Below are 17,006 nucleotides of genomic sequence, written 5' to 3'. Positions count from 1 at the left end.
CAGTCAAGGCGAAGCGAAGGCGTTCGAAAGCCTGCTGGTGTTGTCGCTGAACAGCCACGTGAGCGAGTTGAAGACCTGGCCGATGCCGCCGATGATCGTCAGCGACAGCACACAGACGATCAAGGCGTATTCGACAGCCGTGGCGCCGGTCTCGTCCGTCAGAAAACGCAGCAGCATTGTTTTCATAACCTCGATCCCCCTTGCCAGGACCTTACCGCCCATCTGTTAAGAAAGGTTAATGGCAAAGCCTTAACAGGCGGTGAAACCGCCCCCTTCTCGAAAATATCTTAACCATGTCAGCAGTCGCCGCTGGTCCTGCCGTCGGAGCCGATGATGCAGACCGAATCGGGCTGCGGCTGCAGCACGCTGCGGCGCACCGTGTAGGTGCTGCGATGGCTGATCGAGCCCGTGGCCGTCATGTCGAGACCGCCGGGAAAATCATCGCGCGCCGATTGCGAGCGCGTCTGGTTGTCGAGGAAAGGGGTCGCGATCAGCGCCAGCGCCACCGCGGCCGACCCGAACAGCAGCGTGATGCGCAGGATGCCCATGCCGGCATCGGCGGCACGGAAGCTGCGGTCGGGCCGGATCGAATCCCAATCCCTGTCCAGGCTCATACTATCGCTCCCCAGCGAATTGGCGACGCGGCCGCAAGGACACGGCCATGCATCAATTTTTCATGATCAGATAAATCTTCCATTAACGCTGGCTGATATGGACCGTGGCCCCGATCGTCAGAGCAATTCCAGGAAAAGTGTGAAGCGGTTTCCCGGGAAAAGCGCATAGCGCGCTTTCCCTTGGGAATTGCGTCAAAACAAATCCTCAGAGCAGGTCGATCAGGAACGGGATTAGCGGCGCGTCGGCCGGCGGCATCGGATAGTCGCGCATCTCTCTTGGCCGCTCCCATTTCAGCGCCTGCCCTTCCCGGGGTTGGGCGATGCCGCGGAAGCGGCGACAGACAAACAGCGGCATCAACAGATGGAAGTCGTCATAGGAATGGCTGGCGAAGGTAAGTGGCGCCAGACACGGTATATCGGTCTCGATGCCGATCTCCTCATGCAATTCGCGGATGATGCATTGTTCCGGCGTCTCGCCGGGCTCGACCTTGCCGCCAGGAAATTCCCACAGGCCGGCGAGTTGCTTGCCCTCGGGCCGCTGCGCCAACAGCACGCGGCCGTCGGCGTCGACCAGCGCGCAGGCGGCGACCAGGAGCAGGCGCTTGCCGGTATTGGCGAGATCATTCATGCCCAACTTCACTCATGACCAGGCGGCCGGCGATAATGGTAGCGGTAGACTTCCTCGAAGCCGAGTGATCGATAGAGCGCCAGCGCCGGCACATTGCCGGCCTCGACCTGCAGCCAGGCTTCCCGCGCGCCACGCAGCCTCGCCCATTTCAGCGCCGACAGGATCAGGTTGCGGCCATGGCCCTTGTTGCGCGCCGATCTGTCGGTGGCGACCTCGAACAGGCCGGCGAGATCGCCGTCATGCACGCAGATCAGCGTCGCCAGCGCCTCGGCTCCATCTTCGAGCGCGAACAGCCCGGCCTCTGGCTGGATGGCGCCGATGATCTCCGACAGGCCGGGCCGCAGCGACACGTCCGAGCCACTGACCTTGAGCGAGGCGCCGATGAAGCGGCTGATGTCCTTGAGCGGAATCTGATCCATGGCGGCATCGAGCTGGGCGTCGGCCAACGGCAGCCGCATGACCAGCGATTCGTCGAACCGGCTCCAGCCCTCCTTGTCGAGATGACTGGCCAGATCGGGGCCTGACAACGGCGACATGCGGAACGTCAGCGGTCTGCCATACGCATCGAAACGACGGCTGGCGCGGCCAATGCGGTCGGCAATGTGCTGGGTGTCGCCGGGATCGAGCGGGGTGACCGAATTCAGCCGCTTGGCCGGATGGCCGGCGGTCAGCCGCACCACCCAGGTGCCGTCATAATGGACGGCCGCTGCCGGCCAGGCGCGAAAGCCGGCCGCCTCGTAGCAGCGTACGATCGCGAGCATGCTTGCCGGATGCCTGGAAGCCAAAACCGTCAGCTCCGATAATCGCCATTGATGGCGACATATTCCTTGGTGAGGTCGCAGGTCCACACCGTCGCCTTGCCGCGGCCAATACCGATATCGGCGCGGATGCGGATATCGTCGCGCTTCATGTAGGCCGAGGTCTTTTCTTCCGAATAGGCCGGGTCGCGCTCGCCCTCATGCGCCAGCCGGTTGTCGCCGAACCAGATCGACAGCCGGTCGCGATCAGCGGGCTCGCCGGCCTTGCCGACGGCCATGACGACGCGGCCCCAATTGGCGTCCTCGCCGGCGACCGCCGTCTTGACCAGCGGCGAATTGGCGATCGACAGCGCGATGCGCTTGGCCGAGCGAGCCGATTTCGCGCCGGTGACGGTGACTTCGACCTGCTTGCGGGCGCCCTCGCCGTCGCGCACCACTTGCAGAGCCAGCGACTTCAGCACCTTGCCGAGCGCCCGGCGGAACTGGCCGAGCCGGGCATCCCTGGGGTCGGTGATCTCGGGCGCGCCGCGCTTGGCGGCCTTGCCGGTGGCGAAGATCAGCAGCGTATCGCTGGTCGAGGTGTCGCTGTCGACAGTCACCGCGTTGAACGTCTTGGCCGTGCCGCGCGACAACAGGTCCTGCAGCACCGGGGCCGCGATCGGCGCGTCGGTGGCAATGAAGGACAGCATCGTCGCCATGTCGGGGGCGATCATGCCGGCGCCCTTGGAAATGCCGTTGATGGTGACATCGGCATCGCCGAGCTTGACCGTCTGCGTCGCCACTTTCGGATAGGTGTCCGTGGTCATGATGGCCTTTGCCGCCTCGGTCCACAGGTCCGGCTTGCCGTCGCTGACCAGTCCGGCAAGCAGATGGCTGAACTTGGTTGTGTCGAGCGGCTCGCCGATGACGCCGGTCGAGGCCAGGAAAACCTCGCTTGCCGTGCAGCCGGCCGCCTTGGCCGCCGCCTCGCCGGTCAGCGCGGTGGACTCGCGGCCCTTCTTGCCGGTGAAGGCATTGGCGTTGCCGGAATTGACGACCAGCACCCGCGCCTTGCCGGAGGCAAGGTTCTGGCGGCAGAAATCGACTGGCGCCGAGGGGCATTTCGACTTGGTGAACACGCCGGCGACCGTGGTGCCGGCGTCGAAGACCATGGCCAGCAGGTCGGTGCGGTTCTTGTACTTTATCCCCGCTTCGGCGGTGGCGATGCGCACCCCTTCAATGACAGGCATCTTGGGGTATTTTTTCGGCGCGAGCGGCGAAATCGTCGTGGACATGGAGACCTCGGGCGGGAAATTCGCAAGGGGAAGGCCGGTTTGCCCGATACGGCGCGCGGGCGCAAGGGCGTTTTCGCCGCGCTTGCCGGGGCGGCGAACCACTCCGGATTAAGCTTGCATTTCAAATCTGTTGGCGTCGCCGGGGCCTGTGGCGCTATGATTGCGCCCATGGGCAGGCTTGCGATCCTCGCTTGGGCATTTCTGGGACTATTGCTGCTGAGCGCCGATGCTGAGCCGGCGCGGCGCGTGGCGCTCGTCATCGGCAACGGCACCTATGCGGAGGCCGGTACGCTGGCCAATCCGGTCAACGACGCGCTCGACATCGCCGACAAGCTGCGCTCCATCGGTTTCGAAGTCATCGAAGGCAACGATCTCGGCAAGCGCGAGCTCGAACGCAGCATCGGCGAATTCTCCGATGCGCTGGAAGGCGCGGGTGTCGGGCTGTTCTACTATGCCGGCCACGGCCTGCAGGTCGACGGCCGCAACTACATCGTGCCGGTCGACGCCCGGCTCGACATGCCGGTGAAGCTGCAGCTCGAAGCGGTGCCGATCGACGAAATCCTCGACATCATGGAACAGCAGACCAAGGTCAGCCTGGTGTTTCTCGATGCCTGCCGCAACAACCCGTTTGCCCGCAGTCTGAGCCGCACCGCCACCACTCGCTCGGCGACGGCGCTCGCCGGTCTGGCGCAGTTCGATTCGACGCGCGGCTCGTTCATCGCCTTCTCGACGGCGCCGGGCGCGGTCGCCATGGACGGCACCGGACGCAACTCGCCCTTTGCATCAGCCCTTTTGCGGCACATCGCCGCGCCCGGCCAGAGCATCAACGACATGATGATCGCGGTGCGCCGCGACGTGGTTTCGCAAACCCGCGAGGGCCAGCGCCCCTGGGAGCAGGGCTCGCTGCTCGAACGCTTCGAATTCGTCCCGGGTGAAGGGCCTGCCCCGGAGCCCAAACCGGCGGCTGAGCCCGCGCCGGCCTCGCAGGTCGCGGCGCTGGAACGCTCCGTCGGCGACGACAAGACTTCGATCGAAAAATTCCTGCGCCGGGATTATCTGGCACCGGATGCCAGGACGATGAGCGAGACGGTCAAGCGGATCTACGGCTCGTCGGCCACCATTTTCGGCACACGCTACGACGCCGATGCCATCGTCAAGGTGAAGACCGACTGGTTCGCGCAATGGGCCTCATGGTCGCTTGGGCTGGAACCCGGCAGCCTGGAGATCACGCCGCAGGGAGAGAACCGCACTGAGGCCGCCTTTGCCATGCGCTACGACTATGTGCCGAAGGACAAGTCGGCGGCACGGCTGACCGGCAAGGCGCGCGTCACGCTCGGGCTGGTCAAGGCCGAAGGTGGATGGCGCATCGAGTCGGAAACCTCGCAAGCGATGCAATGATGAGCTGATCCGGGCGCGGATTCACGCGCTTTCGCGCAACATGAATTCGGTCGCGAAACAGAGCAGTGCTGCAACCGGCAGCGCCAGGCCGATCCAGGACACCAGCGGCCAGCCGCCTTGCGCATAGGCCCAACCGCCGACCGCTGAGCCGATTGCGCCGGCGACGAAGAACGTCGCCATGTAAAGCCCGTTTAGACGGCTGCGATGTGCGGCGCCGAGCGCGAACAGGTCGCGATAGCCGAGGACAAGGTTGGTCTGCACGCCGAAGTCGAGCACGATGGCGGCGGCGACCAGCAGCGCCAACGAAAGCGTCGAGCCGCTGCGCGCGATGTGGGTTATGAGAAACGCGACAGCGACGCACAGCATGGCAAAGACGGTTGCCGGGCGGCTCCAGCCGCGGTCGGCAATCCTTCCGGCGAGCGGCGCGGCGATGGCGCCGGCGACGCCCGCCAACGCGAACAAGCCGATGCCGCGCTGCGTCAAGCCAAAATCGGGCCCGGCCAGCAGCAGCGGCGTCGTTGTCCAGAACAGGCTGAAAGCCGCGAACAGGAACGCCTGGTAGAGAGCCCGCCGCCGCAGGACCGGCGTCGTGCGCGCAATATGCACCATGGACGCCAGAAGCGCGCCGTAGCTCAGACGTGCCGTCGGCACGCGCCTGGGCAGCGCAAACCGCAGCACCACGATCAGCACGATCATGACAATGCAAGAAGTGAAGTAGACCACATGCCAGGACGACAGCGCGGTGATGAAGCTGGAAAACGGGCGTGACAGCATTATCCCCAGCAACAACCCCACCGAGACATTGCCGACCACGCGACCACGCCTGGCTTCCGGCGCCAGGTGCGCCGCATAGGGGATAAGGGTCTGCACCGCGACCGAGCCAAGGCCAAACAGCATCGCTGCCAGAAAAGCCGCTGGCTGCGTAGAAATCGCCGCACCCAGCAAGGCGAGCGTTGCAACGGCGAGTATGCCGAGCACGAGCCTGCGGTTCTCCATGAGGTCACCAAGCGGCACGATAAACAGCAGGCCCACCCCGTAGCCAATCTGAGCCATCGTAACGATCAGCCCCGCCGCATGTGGCGGCAGGCCAAGCTCGGCGCCGATCGGGCCGATCAGTGGTTGTGCATAATAGATATTGGCAACAATCAGCCCGCAGGCGGCAGCCAGCAAAAAGGTCATCCAACTCGAAATTGTCGTCTCGGCGGGTGCGGAGCCAGATGCGATAATGGTCGTCATGAGGATGCCCATCGGAACGAAACGTTTCGTTGAATAGAACGAACCGTTCCGTTTCGTCAAGCGATGATGTATTGGTATCTCTTGGCATCAGCGCATTTTGCGGCCAAATGGCTTCATTTGGCGTCCGCACAGGTGCTGCAAGGAAAACGAGCGCTTTGCTCCCGGATGGTTTGCATCCGGCCGGCAAAAATGCGGGCGAGGCAAACAATTGCCAGCGGGTTGTCGTTTCAGCCGAGACGAGGAACCGCTTTAGGAGGAACGGCTCATGGGCGAAATCGCCGATCCGGCACGCAAATCGATTGGTGCCAGGCGCAATCCCGACAGCGCCGAAGCGATTTTGGAGGCTGCCGAAGCCGTGCTGATCGAGGCTGGCTATGCCGGTTTCTCGATCGAGGCGGTTGCGCGGCGTGCGCGCGCCGGCAAGCCGACCATCTATCGCTGGTGGCCGAGCAAGGCGGCACTGCTGCTCGAAGTCTACCAGCGCCAGAAGCGCGTCGACATTCCCGATACCGGAAGCCTGGAGGAGGATCTCGTCGGCTTCCTGATCAATCTGTTCACGCACTGGCGCGAGACATCGTCGGGCAGCGTGTTCAGGTCGCTGATCGCCGAGGCGCAGTCGGATGAAACCGCGGCCGCCGCCCTTGCCGGTTATGCCGGAGGGCGCCGCAACCACACCGGCCAGATCATCGAGCGCGCCAAGGCAAGGGGCGATATCGCCGGGGAAATCGACCCGGGTGTGGTCGCCGACCTCGTCGCTTCCTATGCCTGGCGGCATCTCTTGATCAACCGGCTCGACGAGCCTGAAGCGACGATACGCAAGATGGTCCGCTATCTCCTGCAAGGCATAGTGGCATCAGGCAGATAACGGCGGCCAACAAAAAGGGCGCGGCAACCCTTGGCTGCCGCGCCCTTTGAAAACGCCGTTCAGGCTTACTTGCCGGCTTCCATCGTGTCGACGGCCTGCTTCAGCTTGGCGTCCGGGATCTCGACCTTGGCGCCGGCGCGCAGCGACTTGACCAGCGCGAAATACTTGTCGCGGATGACCGCCTGCTTGGCCTGGTCCTTGACGTCGTCGAAGGCCGGCGGCTGCTTGGCGCGCTTGTCCTCGAGCTTGATGACATGCCAGCCGAACTGCGACTGCACCGGCTGCTCGGTGTATTTGCCGACCTCGAGCGCGAAGGCCGCCTTGTCGAACTCCGGCACCATCTGGCCAGGCCCGAACCAGCCGAGGTCGCCGCCATTGGACTTGCCCGAGGGATCGCTGGTGTGCTCGTTGGCGAGCTTCTGGAAATCGGCGCCGCCGTCGAGCTGCTTGATGATCGCCTCGGCCTCTTCCTTCGTCTTCACGAGGATGTGACGGGCGTGCACCTCGTTGACCGGCGGGGTGTTGGCGATTTCCTGGTCGTAGCGGGCGCGGATCTCGGCGTCGGTGACCTTGTCGACGACACCCTTCTCAACCATCTCGCCATGCAGCGCGCGCTGCTGCAGGAAGGCCATGCGGCGCTGGAAGTCGGGATCCTTGTCGAGGCCGTCGGTAACGGCCTTGGCGGCCATGACGCGGATTTCGATGGCCGCCGAAAGGGCCGCGGCGCGGCGCTGTTCGGGCGGCAGCTGCGCGAATTGCTGCGACAGCTCGCCTTCGGCAAGCACCAAATCGGCTTCAGTCAGCGGCTGGCCGTTGACCGTGGCGACCACGGCATTCGGATCGACCGGCGCTGCCGCGGGTGCCGCGGCGGCATCGGCCGGAGCAGCGGGAGCGGTCTCCTGTGCCATGACAGGCGACAGGCAAAGGGCCGACAGGCCGAAGGCCAGACCAAGGCTGGCAAGCGACGCTCGGCGAAACAACAAGGGCATAAGGATGACTCCGGTGAAGGATTGTAAGGAGGGGTGGCTTCCAGATCAGCCAGATTGTGGCGGAATTTGGCGCGACCGGCAGGGCCAGCGCGGCGTTGACATCAGTTGAGCCCCCTCTTATCTGTCCAACGACTTTGCGTCCAGAACCGTTTTCCGGGCGCTTTTTGTGTTTGCCCGTATTCAGGCGGTGCGTTCACGCGGATTTGATGGGGCCGGCCGGCGCTCATCTTAAAGATTGAGAATTCTATCGAAAGGACCATTGTATGGTCAGTCTCGGCGGTCTCGCCCGTAAGGTTTTCGGTTCCTCCAACGACCGTCGGGTCAAATCGACCCGGCCCCGTGTCGAGGCGATCAACGCCATGGAAAACGAGATGCGGGCGCTTTCCGACGCCGAACTCGCGGGGCGTACGGAAAAATTCCGCCAGGATATCGCCAATGGTGCCAGCCTTGACGACCTGCTGATCCCGGCCTTCGCCACCGCCCGTGAGGCGGCGCGCCGCGTGCTCGGCATGCGCCCCTTCGACGTCCAGCTGATCGGCGGCATGGTGCTGCACAATGGCGGCATCGCCGAGATGCGCACCGGCGAGGGCAAGACCCTGGTCGCCACGCTCCCGGTCTACCTCAACGCGCTGGCCGGCAAAGGCGTCCACGTCGTCACCGTCAACGACTATCTCGCCACGCGCGACTCCGAATGGATGGGGCGCGTCTACAAGTTCCTCGGCCTCTCGGTCGGCGTCATCGTCCATGGCCTGTCCGACGAGGAACGCAGCGCCGCCTACGCCGCCGACGTCACCTACGCCACCAACAACGAGCTCGGCTTCGACTATCTGCGCGACAACATGAAGTACGAGCGCGCCCAGATGGTGCAGCGCGGCCACAATTACGCGATCGTCGACGAAGTCGATTCCATCCTGGTCGACGAAGCGCGCACGCCGCTGATCATTTCCGGTCCGCTCGAGGACCGTTCGGAAATGTACAACACCATCGACACCTTTATCATCCAGCTGCAGCCGCAGGATTATGAGATCGACGAGAAGCAGAAGACCTCGATCTTCACCGAGGAAGGCACCGAGAAGCTGGAGAACCTGCTGCGCGACGCCGACCTGTTGAAGGGCGAGTCGCTCTACGACGTCGAGAACGTCGCCATCGTCCATCACGTCAACAACGCGCTGAAAGCGCACCGGCTGTTCCAGAAGGACAAGGACTATATCGTGCGCAACGGCGAGATCGTCATCATCGACGAGTTCACCGGCCGCATGATGCCCGGCCGCCGCTATTCGGAAGGCCTGCACCAGGCGCTGGAAGCCAAGGAGCATGTGGCGATCCAGCCGGAGAACCAGACGCTGGCCTCCGTCACCTTCCAGAACTACTTCCGCCTCTACAAGAAGCTGTCCGGCATGACCGGCACGGCGCTGACCGAGGCCGAGGAATTCGGTAACATTTACGGCCTCGAAGTCACCGAGATCCCGACCAACCTGCCGGTCATCCGCAAGGACGAGGACGACGAGGTCTACCGGACGGTCGAGGAGAAATACAAGGCGATCGTCAAGGAGATCCGCGAAGCCAGCGCCAAGGGCCAGCCGACGCTGGTCGGCACGACCTCGATCGAGAAGTCCGAGCAGCTGGCCGACCGCCTGCGCAAGGAAGGTTTCAAGGATTTCGAGGTGCTGAACGCCCGCCACCACGAGCGTGAGGCGGCGATCGTCGCCCAGGCCGGCAAGCCCGGCGCCATCACCATCGCCACCAACATGGCCGGCCGCGGCACCGACATCAAGCTCGGCGGCAATGCCGAGATGCGCATCGCCGACGAACTGGGTGACATGCCCGAAGGCCCCGAGCGCGAGGCGCGCGAAAAGGCAATCCACGCCGACATCGAGCGCCTGAAGGAAAAGGCGCTGGCTGCTGGCGGCCTCTACGTTCTCGCCACCGAGCGCCACGAATCGCGCCGCATCGACAACCAGCTCAGAGGCCGCTCCGGCCGCCAGGGCGACCCCGGCCGTTCGAAATTCTTCCTGTCGCTGCAGGACGATCTGATGCGCATCTTCGGCTCCGAGCGCATGGACGGCATGCTGCAGAAGCTCGGCCTCAAGGAAGACGAGGCGATCATCCATCCCTGGATCAACAAGGCGCTGGAAAAGGCGCAGAAGAAGGTCGAGGCGCGCAACTTCGACATCCGCAAGAACCTGCTGAAATATGACGACGTCTCCAACGACCAGCGCAAGGTGGTGTTCGAACAGCGCATCGAGCTGATGGACGGCGAAGGCCTGTCGGAAACCATTGCCGAAATGCGCGAGGGCGTCATCGACGAGATCGTCGCCAAGGCCATTCCCGAGAACGCCTATGCCGAACAGTGGGATGTCGCCGGCCTGAAGGCCGAGGTCGCCGAATTCCTCAATCTCGACCTGCCGATCGAGGACTGGGCCAAGGAAGAGGGCATTGCCGAGGACGACATCCGCGAGCGCATCACCCAGGCCGCAGACGTCGCCGCCAAGGAGCGCTCCGAGCGGTTCGGCCCCGAGGTGATGACCTATGTCGAGCGCTCCGTGGTGCTGCAGTCACTCGACCATCTGTGGCGCGAGCACATCGTCAATCTCGACCATCTGCGTTCGGTCGTCGGCTTCCGTGGCTACGCCCAGCGCGATCCGCTGCAGGAATACAAGGGCGAGGCGTTCGAGCTGTTCCAGGCGATGCTGGGCAATCTGCGCCAGGCCGTCACCGCACAGCTGATGCGCGTCGAACTGGTCCGCCAGGCCGCCGAAGCCCCGCCGCCGGAAGCGCCCGACATGTTCGGCACGCATATTGACGGCACCACCGGCGAGAATGATTTCGAAGGCGGCGAAACAGCCCTCCTGGTGCGCCAGGAAAGCAACGCCATCGTCGCCCCCGAAGACCGCGACCCGAACAATCAGGCGACCTGGGGCAAGGTCGGCCGCAACGAAGCCTGCCCCTGCGGCTCCGGCAAGAAGTACAAGCACTGCCACGGCGCTTTTGCGTAAGGGAAGCTCTCTTCCTTCTCCCCGTCACTATACGGGGAGAAGGTGCCCGAAGGGCGGATGAGGGGCGGCGCTGAGTTGCGCGATTGGCGGCGCTAAAATCCGGCGAATGTCACCTCATCAACGGTCACTTCCTCGACCATCTTCACCCGCACGCCATCTTCACCCGCACGCCATCGCACCGCAAAAGTCGCGCACGACGCTGCGCCGACCGAGCCTTTCCAACGCTTGCATTGAAACAGCACGTGGAATGACAGCTGGTTGACCCGCACCCGGCGTTCTCTCGCCATTCGTCATGCCACCGGAACATCAAAACGCGCTCGCCGCGCACCAGCGGCCTGCCGGCCCTCCGCTATGGCTCCGGGCGTTCGTCGCTCGAAAAGCCAAATCGTTGGCTTTTCGTCCGCTGCGCGGACCGCTCCTCACCCAACCGTTTCTTAATGTGTCTCCGCTACACCAAAGCCTGAAAAAGAGGCGGAAAACGGAGAGAGATCGGGGTGCGCTTTTCCGCGGCCACGACTGCCGGGCGGTTCTTGCCGCAGCGTTTGGCGCTGCGCGTGGGGCCGTTGCTTGGCCGCATCGACGCCGTGCTGTTCACCGCCGATGAGCGCGGCGAAGCCGGCCGCATGTCGGTGATCGCCTTCTCCATCCGCATCGTCAGCGCCGTCATCGCCTTCATCAGCCAGGTGCTGATGGCGCGCTGGATGGGCTCGTTCGAATACGGCATCTTCGTGCTCGTCTGGGTGACGATGGTCATCGTCGGCAACCTCGCCTGCCTCGGCTTCCACACCTCGGTCATCCGTTTCATCCCCGAATACCGCGAGCGCGGAATGATGGACGAACTGCGCGGCATCGTCGTGGCCAGCCGCCTGTTCGTGCTGATCGCCTCCACCACCATCGCCGGGCTCGGCGCGCTCGGCGTCTGGCTGGCGGCACCCTGGATCGAGAACTACTACGTGATACCGTTCATCCTCGGCGTCATCTGCCTGCCGATGATCGCAGTGTCGGATCTGCTGCAAGGCCAGGCCAGGGCCAACAGCTGGGCGCTTTTCGCCCTGTCACCGACCTATCTGATACGGCCGGTGCTGATCCTGCTTTTCATGGCGCTGATGCTCTTCGCCGGCTACGCCGCTGATGCCAGGACGGCGATCTTCGCCTCGATCGCCGCCACCTATGTCACCACGCTCGCGCAGCTGATCGGCGTCACGCACCGCATGGAAAGGCAGATCCCGCCCGGACCGATGAAGGTGCATTTCGCGCAATGGTTCATCGTCTCGCTGCCGATCTTCCTGGTCGAAAGCTTCTTCTTCCTGCTCACCAATGCCGACGTGCTGATGGTCGGCGCCTATATGGATCCCAACGACGTCGCCGTCTATTTCGCCACGGTCAAGACGCTGGCGCTGGTGCATTTCGTCTATTTCGCGGTCAAGGCCGGCGTTGCCCAGCGCTATGCGCAGTTCACCCATGGTGAGCCGGAAAAGCTCGCCGCCTTCGCCCGCGAAACGGTGTCGTGGACCTTCTGGCCGTCGCTCTTGATGGCGCTGCTGGTGCTGGCGCTCGGCGAACCCATGCTGGTGCTGTTCGGCCCCGAATTCACCTCCGGCTATCCGCTTCTGTTCCTGCTCGTCTTCGGTGTCGTGGCGCGCGCCGCCGTCGGCCCTTGCGAAAGCCTGCTCACCATGAGCGGCAACCAGAACATCTGCGCCGCCGTCTATGCCATGACGCTGGCCTTCAACATCGGCCTCAACGTCGTGCTGATCCCGCATTTCGGCCTGTGGGGCGCGGCCATGGCCACCGCCTTCGCCATGATCTTCGAGGCCAGCGCGCTGTCCTTCACGGTGTGGCGCAAGCTCGGCATCGTCATGGCGATCTTCGTGCCAGCCAAAGGAGCCGCCTGATGGCCGCCATCCCGTTGCTCGAGGAAACCAGCGGCGGCACCGCCGGCGCGATGGTGTCCGGCCTTGCCGGGCTGGCGCGCGACCCCGACCCCGCCCATATCGAAATCCTCGCCAACAACCGGCCCGAGCGCAAGCTTGCCATCTATCCGGCATCGGCCGGCTTTGACCTGGTCGAGGAGCTGGACTATCTCTGTGCCCGCACGATCGAGCCGAACGTCTTCTTCAACCCGCGCTTCCTGGCGCCGGCCATGCCCCGGCTGGAGGATCGCGAGGTGCGGCTGGCGGTGATCCGCGACGGTGACGAATATCGCAACCGACTGCGCCTGTTGGTGCCGATCTCGGTGGAGCGGCCGGTGGTGCCGCTCGGCGTTCCGGTGATGCGCACCTGGTCGAGCCCGTTCGGTCCGCTCGGCACGCCGCTGATCGACCGCGACGATCCGGTCGGCGTCGTCGAGGATTTCTTCTCGATGCTGTCGCGCCCGCATCTCAAGCTGCCGAAAGTCTTCGTGCTGCCCGACATCAGGCTCGACGGTCCGGTGGCGAGCCTGCTTGACACAGTGGCCGAGACGCGCGGCCTGACGCTGGTCACCACCGGCCACACCCCGCGCCCCGTGCTGGAGAGCGAGCTCGATGGCGACGACTATCTGAAGGCATCGCTGCGTTCGCACCATTATCGCGAATTCCGCCGCCTGAAGCGGCGCCTTGCCGACCTCGGCAGGCTGGAGCATGTGGTGGCGCGCGGCCCCGAAGAGATCCGCCACGCCATCGAAAGCTTCCTGACACTGGAAGCGTCCGGCTGGAAGGGCCGCGAGCGCACCGCCATGGCGATCGACCGCTTCCGCGCCGCCTTTGCCCGCGAGGCCGTGCACAGGCTCGCCGAACAGGACATGTGCCGCATCCATTCGCTGACGCTCGATGGCCGCACCATCGCCTGCCTGATCGTCTTCGTCGAGGCCGGCGTCGCCTATACCTGGAAGACGGCCTATGACGAGACGCTATCAGCCTATTCGCCCGGCACGCTGCTGATGATCGAGGTCACAAGGCAGCATCTCCACGATCCCAACATCATGATGACTGATTCCTGCGCGGTGCCGGACCATCCGGTGATGAGCAGGCTGTGGAGCGAGCGCAAGCCGATCGGCACGCTGGTGATCGGGCTGACGCCGGACGCCGACCGCCTCGCGCGGCAAGCCGCCTCGCAGCTGCACCTCTACCGCGAGACCCGCAACATGGCCCGCCTGCTGCGCAACCGCATGAAGAGCCTGCTGAGACGGCGCTAGACCATGATCTCGAACCTCCGCGGCTGCAGGCGCCTTGCCGAGCCCCTTGCCCCTCAGACAAATTGCGCAGGAACGACGGACGGGCGTCCGCGGTCCAACGCGATGTATGGCGCAAAGGCTGGAACGATCGCACGGTTCGCGGGCACCATCATCGGCCTTTGGTTTCTGTCAGGCCTTGCGTCAGTGGCGAACGCCGCCAATGCGTCGGTTTTCCTCGAGGACCAGACCTGGACCGAACTGCGCGATCGGATCGGCGCCGGGACGACGACGATCATTGTCCCGATAGGCGGCACCGAGCAAAGCGGTCCCGCCATGGCGCTGGGCAAGCACAATGTGCGGGTAAGGTTCCTGGCTGAAAAAATAGCCGGCCAACTGGGCAACGCGCTGGTCGCGCCCGTGATCTCCTATGTTCCGGAAGGAACCATCGATCCGCCGACCGCCCATATGCGGTTTCCCGGCACGATCACCATCAGCGACAAGACATTCGAGCAGCTGCTCGAATCCGCGGCCCGCAGCTTCAAGCTGCACGGCTTCAAGACCATCGTGCTGATCGGCGACCACGGCGGCTATCAGGCCGACGAGCGCCATGTCGCCGATCGCCTGAATGCCGAATGGCGCAAAACCTCGGTCCGGGTCTTTGCGGCGCTCGAATATTATCAGATCACCCAGGGCGCCTATGTCGACAAGCTCCTGTCGGCCGGCGCGACGCAGCCGGAGATCGGAACCCACGCCGGATTGGCCGACACATCGCTCATGCTCGCCATCGATCCGTCCCTGGTGCGCAAGGATCGCCTTGCGGCCGCGCCAAAGCTCGATGCCGGCGACGGTGTCTATGGCGGCGATCCGACACGATCGTCAGCCGCGTTTGGCCAGCTCGGCGTAGACCTGATCGTCAACGGAACGACCGAGGCGATCCGCAGCTTCATCGAAAAGCAGCAGCCCAAATGATCAAGCCATATTGGTGGTTCACGAGCTTGTGCGCGCCGCTCGTGTTCTTGTTCGCGCTGTCGTCGGCATCGGCTTCGGCCGGCTCGTGCCCGGAGGATTGCAGCGAGCCGCCGCCCCGCGCTCCGATGAATATCTACAGCCAGACAACTTCTGATCATTTGAGCCCGGCGACGGCCGGCGCGCTGCCACGTGTCTATGTTCCGAACCGCTCGTCCACCAGCGTATCGGTGATCGACCCCGTGACCCTCAAGGAAGTCGACAGGTTCCCCGTCGGGCGCAAGCCGCAGCACGTCGTTCCGTCCTGGGATCTGAAGACGCTCTGGGTCGCCAACAACGCCAGCGGCACCAGCAAGGGCAGCGTAACGCCTATCGACCCCAAGACCGCCAAGCCGGGTCACGAAATTCCGGTCGATGACCCCTACAACATGTATTTCATGCCGGACGGAAGTGCGGCCGTCATCGTCGATGAAGCCTACCAGCGGCTCGACCTGCGCGATCCGCAGACCATGGCGTTGAAATCGACGATCCCGACGCCGACCTGCCCTGGTATCAACCACGCCGATTTTTCCGTCGACAATTCCTACGCCATCTTCACCTGCGAATATGGCGAAGGCGGCCTCCTGAAGGTCGACCTGAAAAATCAGAAGGTGCTCGGCCACCTCGCTCTGTCCAAAATGGGCATGCCGCAGGACGTCAGGCTCTCCCCCGACGGCAAGGTCTTCTATGTCGCCGACATGATGAACGACGGCGTGTTCCTGATCGACGGAGACAGCTTTTCCGAGATCGGCTTCATCGCCACCGGCATCGGCACGCACGGATTTGTCGTGAGCCGTGACGGGACAAAGCTCTACGTTTCAAATCGCGGCTCGCACAAGATGGAGCAAGGCCGCGCTAAAGGGCCGGGCAGCGTAACCGTCATCGATTTCGCCACCCGTTCGGTCGTCGCGCAATGGCCGATACCCGGTGGCGGCAGCCCCGACATGGGCAATGTCAGCGCTGACGGCAAGCAATTGTGGCTGTCCGGCCGCTTCGACAGCGAGGTCTACATGATCGACACGACCTCGGGCGCCGTGACGAAAATCCGGGTCGGCGTCGAGCCTCACGGCCTGACCGTCTGGCCGCAGCCCGGCCGATACTCGCAGGGCCACACCGGCAACATGCGATAGCCAGCTCGGCTGCGAAGACGCGTGACACAGCCGTCTGGTGTGCCTGCTTCGTCCAAGGCGGAAACCGTTCTGATCGAATAGGTTTGTTGCCGTCGCCACCTCGCGAGTGTGACCAAACTGCACCGCCAGTATCCTGCCGAGAGCCGTTTGGACAAAGCCGTCCACACGAATGGCACATCGTCACATAACTGTAATGGCGCGCGCCTAGCAAAATTATCGCCACATCCCAACGCGCCGCTCCATCCCGATGCGCCGCCACATCTCGAGGAAAGACCATGCTTTTGCGTACCATCATCGCCCCATTGGGCGTCTGCTTGTCCATGGCCACATCAGCCTTTGCAGCCGACCTGGTCGAAGCCCCGCCACCGGCAGCGCCGACCTGGACGATTGCAATCGAAGGGGACCCGGAATTCTACGCCATCGACAATGGCAGCAACACCGCCCGGTCGCTTGCCGACACCTACTTCAAACTCAGCGTTTCGCACAATTTCGACAATAATTTCGTCGGCGGGATCTTTATCCAGCCGACCTTCAAGACCGGCGGAAAGTCGCAGTACTACGCCGAAGCGAGCCTCGGCTACAAAATCAAGGTCACGGATGCCTTCACCCTGACCCCCAGCCTGGGGCTCGGCTACACCTGGCACGACACAGGCATCATCAAGGATGCGGATGCCAACGCGAATGTTCCCTACTACGCCCTGTACCTCGCAGGCGATTGGAAGCTGTCCAAGCAGTGGACCTGGAACGTCTTCAACTTCCGCTACCGCAATGCCTTCAGCACCACCTGGGAAACGCCAAAATTGGCCACGGGCGTGACCTACAACATCGACTCCACCAACGCGGTCTATGCCAGCGTCGGTTATTCCTGGAAGAAGACCGACACGACCTCGGCTCCCTACAACGATCTCGCCGGTGACAAATGGAACATCGGGATCGGCTATAAGCACTCGCTTTGACCG

Annotated in this window: 16 protein-coding genes; 8 read left to right on the top strand and 8 right to left on the bottom strand. The window is 63.8% G+C overall.

What is annotated here, in order from left to right:
• Positions 1 to 3: 3 nt before the first annotated feature.
• The 5 genes from DBIPINDM_RS22080 to argJ form a co-directional block, all read right to left on the bottom strand.
• Positions 4 to 186: a Flp family type IVb pilin gene (locus DBIPINDM_RS22080; RefSeq protein ID WP_258589179.1), complete on the bottom strand. Its 183-nt coding sequence runs from the start codon at positions 184 to 186 to the stop codon at positions 4 to 6.
• Positions 187 to 296: 110 nt separating this feature from the next.
• Positions 297 to 614, bottom strand: a complete 318-nt coding sequence (locus tag DBIPINDM_RS22075; RefSeq protein ID WP_258589178.1) for a hypothetical protein — start codon at positions 612 to 614, stop codon at positions 297 to 299.
• A 205-nt stretch (positions 615 to 819) separates the two neighbouring features.
• Positions 820 to 1,242: a (deoxy)nucleoside triphosphate pyrophosphohydrolase gene (locus tag DBIPINDM_RS22070; RefSeq protein ID WP_258589177.1), complete on the bottom strand. Its 423-nt coding sequence runs from the start codon at positions 1,240 to 1,242 to the stop codon at positions 820 to 822.
• An 8-nt stretch (positions 1,243 to 1,250) separates the two neighbouring features.
• Positions 1,251 to 2,003, bottom strand: a complete 753-nt coding sequence (locus DBIPINDM_RS22065) for a GNAT family N-acetyltransferase (RefSeq protein ID WP_258589176.1) — start codon at positions 2,001 to 2,003, stop codon at positions 1,251 to 1,253.
• A 29-nt stretch (positions 2,004 to 2,032) separates the two neighbouring features.
• Complete coding sequence (gene argJ, locus DBIPINDM_RS22060; protein ID WP_258589175.1) at positions 2,033 to 3,274, bottom strand: bifunctional glutamate N-acetyltransferase/amino-acid acetyltransferase ArgJ; 1,242 nt, start codon at positions 3,272 to 3,274, stop codon at positions 2,033 to 2,035.
• A 168-nt stretch (positions 3,275 to 3,442) separates the two neighbouring features.
• Here argJ and DBIPINDM_RS22055 point away from each other — a divergent pair, with 168 nt between their 5' ends.
• The gene (locus DBIPINDM_RS22055) at positions 3,443 to 4,672 is read left to right on the top strand and encodes a caspase family protein (protein ID WP_258589174.1); all 1,230 of its coding nucleotides are present in this window, start codon (positions 3,443 to 3,445) and stop codon (positions 4,670 to 4,672) included.
• Between the two features lie 21 nt (positions 4,673 to 4,693).
• Here DBIPINDM_RS22055 and DBIPINDM_RS22050 read toward each other — a convergent pair whose 3' ends face one another.
• On the bottom strand, positions 4,694 to 5,908 hold the full coding sequence (locus DBIPINDM_RS22050; RefSeq protein WP_258589173.1) for an MFS transporter: 1,215 nt from the start codon (positions 5,906 to 5,908) through the stop codon (positions 4,694 to 4,696).
• A gap of 265 nt (positions 5,909 to 6,173) precedes the next feature.
• Between DBIPINDM_RS22050 and DBIPINDM_RS22045 the strand changes: the two genes are divergently transcribed.
• Positions 6,174 to 6,773, top strand: a complete 600-nt coding sequence (locus tag DBIPINDM_RS22045) for a TetR/AcrR family transcriptional regulator (RefSeq protein ID WP_258589172.1) — start codon at positions 6,174 to 6,176, stop codon at positions 6,771 to 6,773.
• Between the two features lie 65 nt (positions 6,774 to 6,838).
• On the opposite strand, the gene DBIPINDM_RS22040 is transcribed toward DBIPINDM_RS22045, so the two are convergent.
• Complete coding sequence (locus DBIPINDM_RS22040; RefSeq protein WP_027041691.1) at positions 6,839 to 7,762, bottom strand: peptidylprolyl isomerase; 924 nt, start codon at positions 7,760 to 7,762, stop codon at positions 6,839 to 6,841.
• A gap of 263 nt (positions 7,763 to 8,025) precedes the next feature.
• On the opposite strand from DBIPINDM_RS22040, the gene secA reads away from it, so the two are divergent.
• The gene (gene secA, locus DBIPINDM_RS22035; RefSeq protein WP_258589171.1) at positions 8,026 to 10,758 is read left to right on the top strand and encodes a preprotein translocase subunit SecA; all 2,733 of its coding nucleotides are present in this window, start codon (positions 8,026 to 8,028) and stop codon (positions 10,756 to 10,758) included.
• A 92-nt stretch (positions 10,759 to 10,850) separates the two neighbouring features.
• On the opposite strand, the gene DBIPINDM_RS22030 is transcribed toward secA, so the two are convergent.
• Positions 10,851 to 11,045, bottom strand: a complete 195-nt coding sequence (locus tag DBIPINDM_RS22030) for a hypothetical protein (RefSeq protein WP_258589170.1) — start codon at positions 11,043 to 11,045, stop codon at positions 10,851 to 10,853.
• A gap of 207 nt (positions 11,046 to 11,252) precedes the next feature.
• Between DBIPINDM_RS22030 and DBIPINDM_RS22025 the strand changes: the two genes are divergently transcribed.
• The 5 genes from DBIPINDM_RS22025 to DBIPINDM_RS22005 all read left to right on the top strand — a co-directional run bounded on the left by DBIPINDM_RS22025 (position 11,253) and on the right by DBIPINDM_RS22005 (position 17,003).
• Entirely contained in the window at positions 11,253 to 12,653 is a 1,401-nt protein-coding gene (locus DBIPINDM_RS22025; RefSeq protein WP_258589169.1) for a lipopolysaccharide biosynthesis protein, read from the top strand.
• On the top strand, positions 12,653 to 13,933 hold the full coding sequence (locus DBIPINDM_RS22020) for a GNAT family N-acetyltransferase (protein ID WP_258589168.1): 1,281 nt from the start codon (positions 12,653 to 12,655) through the stop codon (positions 13,931 to 13,933). Before DBIPINDM_RS22025 ends, DBIPINDM_RS22020 begins: the two co-directional genes overlap by 1 nt.
• A gap of 183 nt (positions 13,934 to 14,116) precedes the next feature.
• Entirely contained in the window at positions 14,117 to 14,881 is a 765-nt protein-coding gene (locus DBIPINDM_RS22015) for a creatininase family protein (RefSeq protein WP_258589167.1), read from the top strand.
• Positions 14,878 to 16,047: a YncE family protein gene (locus DBIPINDM_RS22010; protein WP_258589166.1), complete on the top strand. Its 1,170-nt coding sequence runs from the start codon at positions 14,878 to 14,880 to the stop codon at positions 16,045 to 16,047. Before DBIPINDM_RS22015 ends, DBIPINDM_RS22010 begins: the two co-directional genes overlap by 4 nt.
• 275 nt (positions 16,048 to 16,322) lie before the next feature.
• The gene (locus DBIPINDM_RS22005) at positions 16,323 to 17,003 is read left to right on the top strand and encodes an oligogalacturonate-specific porin KdgM family protein (protein ID WP_258589165.1); all 681 of its coding nucleotides are present in this window, start codon (positions 16,323 to 16,325) and stop codon (positions 17,001 to 17,003) included.
• The last annotated feature ends 3 nt before the right edge of the window (positions 17,004 to 17,006 follow it).

Origin of the sequence: Mesorhizobium sp. AR02, assembly GCF_024746835.1 — a bacterium.
GTDB lineage: Bacteria > Pseudomonadota > Alphaproteobacteria > Rhizobiales > Rhizobiaceae > Mesorhizobium.
The sequence above is the reverse complement of the archived record's forward strand: the minus strand, read 5'-3'. Positions and strand labels throughout refer to the sequence as shown.

Bases quoted from the DNA above. Each gene is read 5' to 3' on its own strand.
- DBIPINDM_RS22080 (WP_258589179.1), bottom strand. From the start codon at position 186: ATGAAAACAATGCTGCTGCGTTTTCTGACGGACGAGACCGGCGCCACG.
- DBIPINDM_RS22075 (WP_258589178.1), bottom strand. From the start codon at position 614: ATGAGCCTGGACAGGGATTGGGATTCGATCCGGCCCGACCGCAGCTTC.
- DBIPINDM_RS22070 (WP_258589177.1), bottom strand. From the start codon at position 1,242: ATGAATGATCTCGCCAATACCGGCAAGCGCCTGCTCCTGGTCGCCGCC.
- DBIPINDM_RS22065 (WP_258589176.1), bottom strand. From the start codon at position 2,003: ATGCTCGCGATCGTACGCTGCTACGAGGCGGCCGGCTTTCGCGCCTGG.
- argJ (WP_258589175.1), bottom strand. From the start codon at position 3,274: ATGTCCACGACGATTTCGCCGCTCGCGCCGAAAAAATACCCCAAGATG.
- DBIPINDM_RS22055 (WP_258589174.1), top strand. From the start codon at position 3,443: ATGGGCAGGCTTGCGATCCTCGCTTGGGCATTTCTGGGACTATTGCTG.
- DBIPINDM_RS22050 (WP_258589173.1), bottom strand. From the start codon at position 5,908: ATGACGACCATTATCGCATCTGGCTCCGCACCCGCCGAGACGACAATT.
- DBIPINDM_RS22045 (WP_258589172.1), top strand. From the start codon at position 6,174: ATGGGCGAAATCGCCGATCCGGCACGCAAATCGATTGGTGCCAGGCGC.
- DBIPINDM_RS22040 (WP_027041691.1), bottom strand. From the start codon at position 7,762: ATGCCCTTGTTGTTTCGCCGAGCGTCGCTTGCCAGCCTTGGTCTGGCC.
- secA (WP_258589171.1), top strand. From the start codon at position 8,026: ATGGTCAGTCTCGGCGGTCTCGCCCGTAAGGTTTTCGGTTCCTCCAAC.
- DBIPINDM_RS22030 (WP_258589170.1), bottom strand. From the start codon at position 11,045: ATGGCGAGAGAACGCCGGGTGCGGGTCAACCAGCTGTCATTCCACGTG.
- DBIPINDM_RS22020 (WP_258589168.1), top strand. From the start codon at position 12,653: ATGGCCGCCATCCCGTTGCTCGAGGAAACCAGCGGCGGCACCGCCGGC.
- DBIPINDM_RS22010 (WP_258589166.1), top strand. From the start codon at position 14,878: ATGATCAAGCCATATTGGTGGTTCACGAGCTTGTGCGCGCCGCTCGTG.
- DBIPINDM_RS22005 (WP_258589165.1), top strand. From the start codon at position 16,323: ATGCTTTTGCGTACCATCATCGCCCCATTGGGCGTCTGCTTGTCCATG.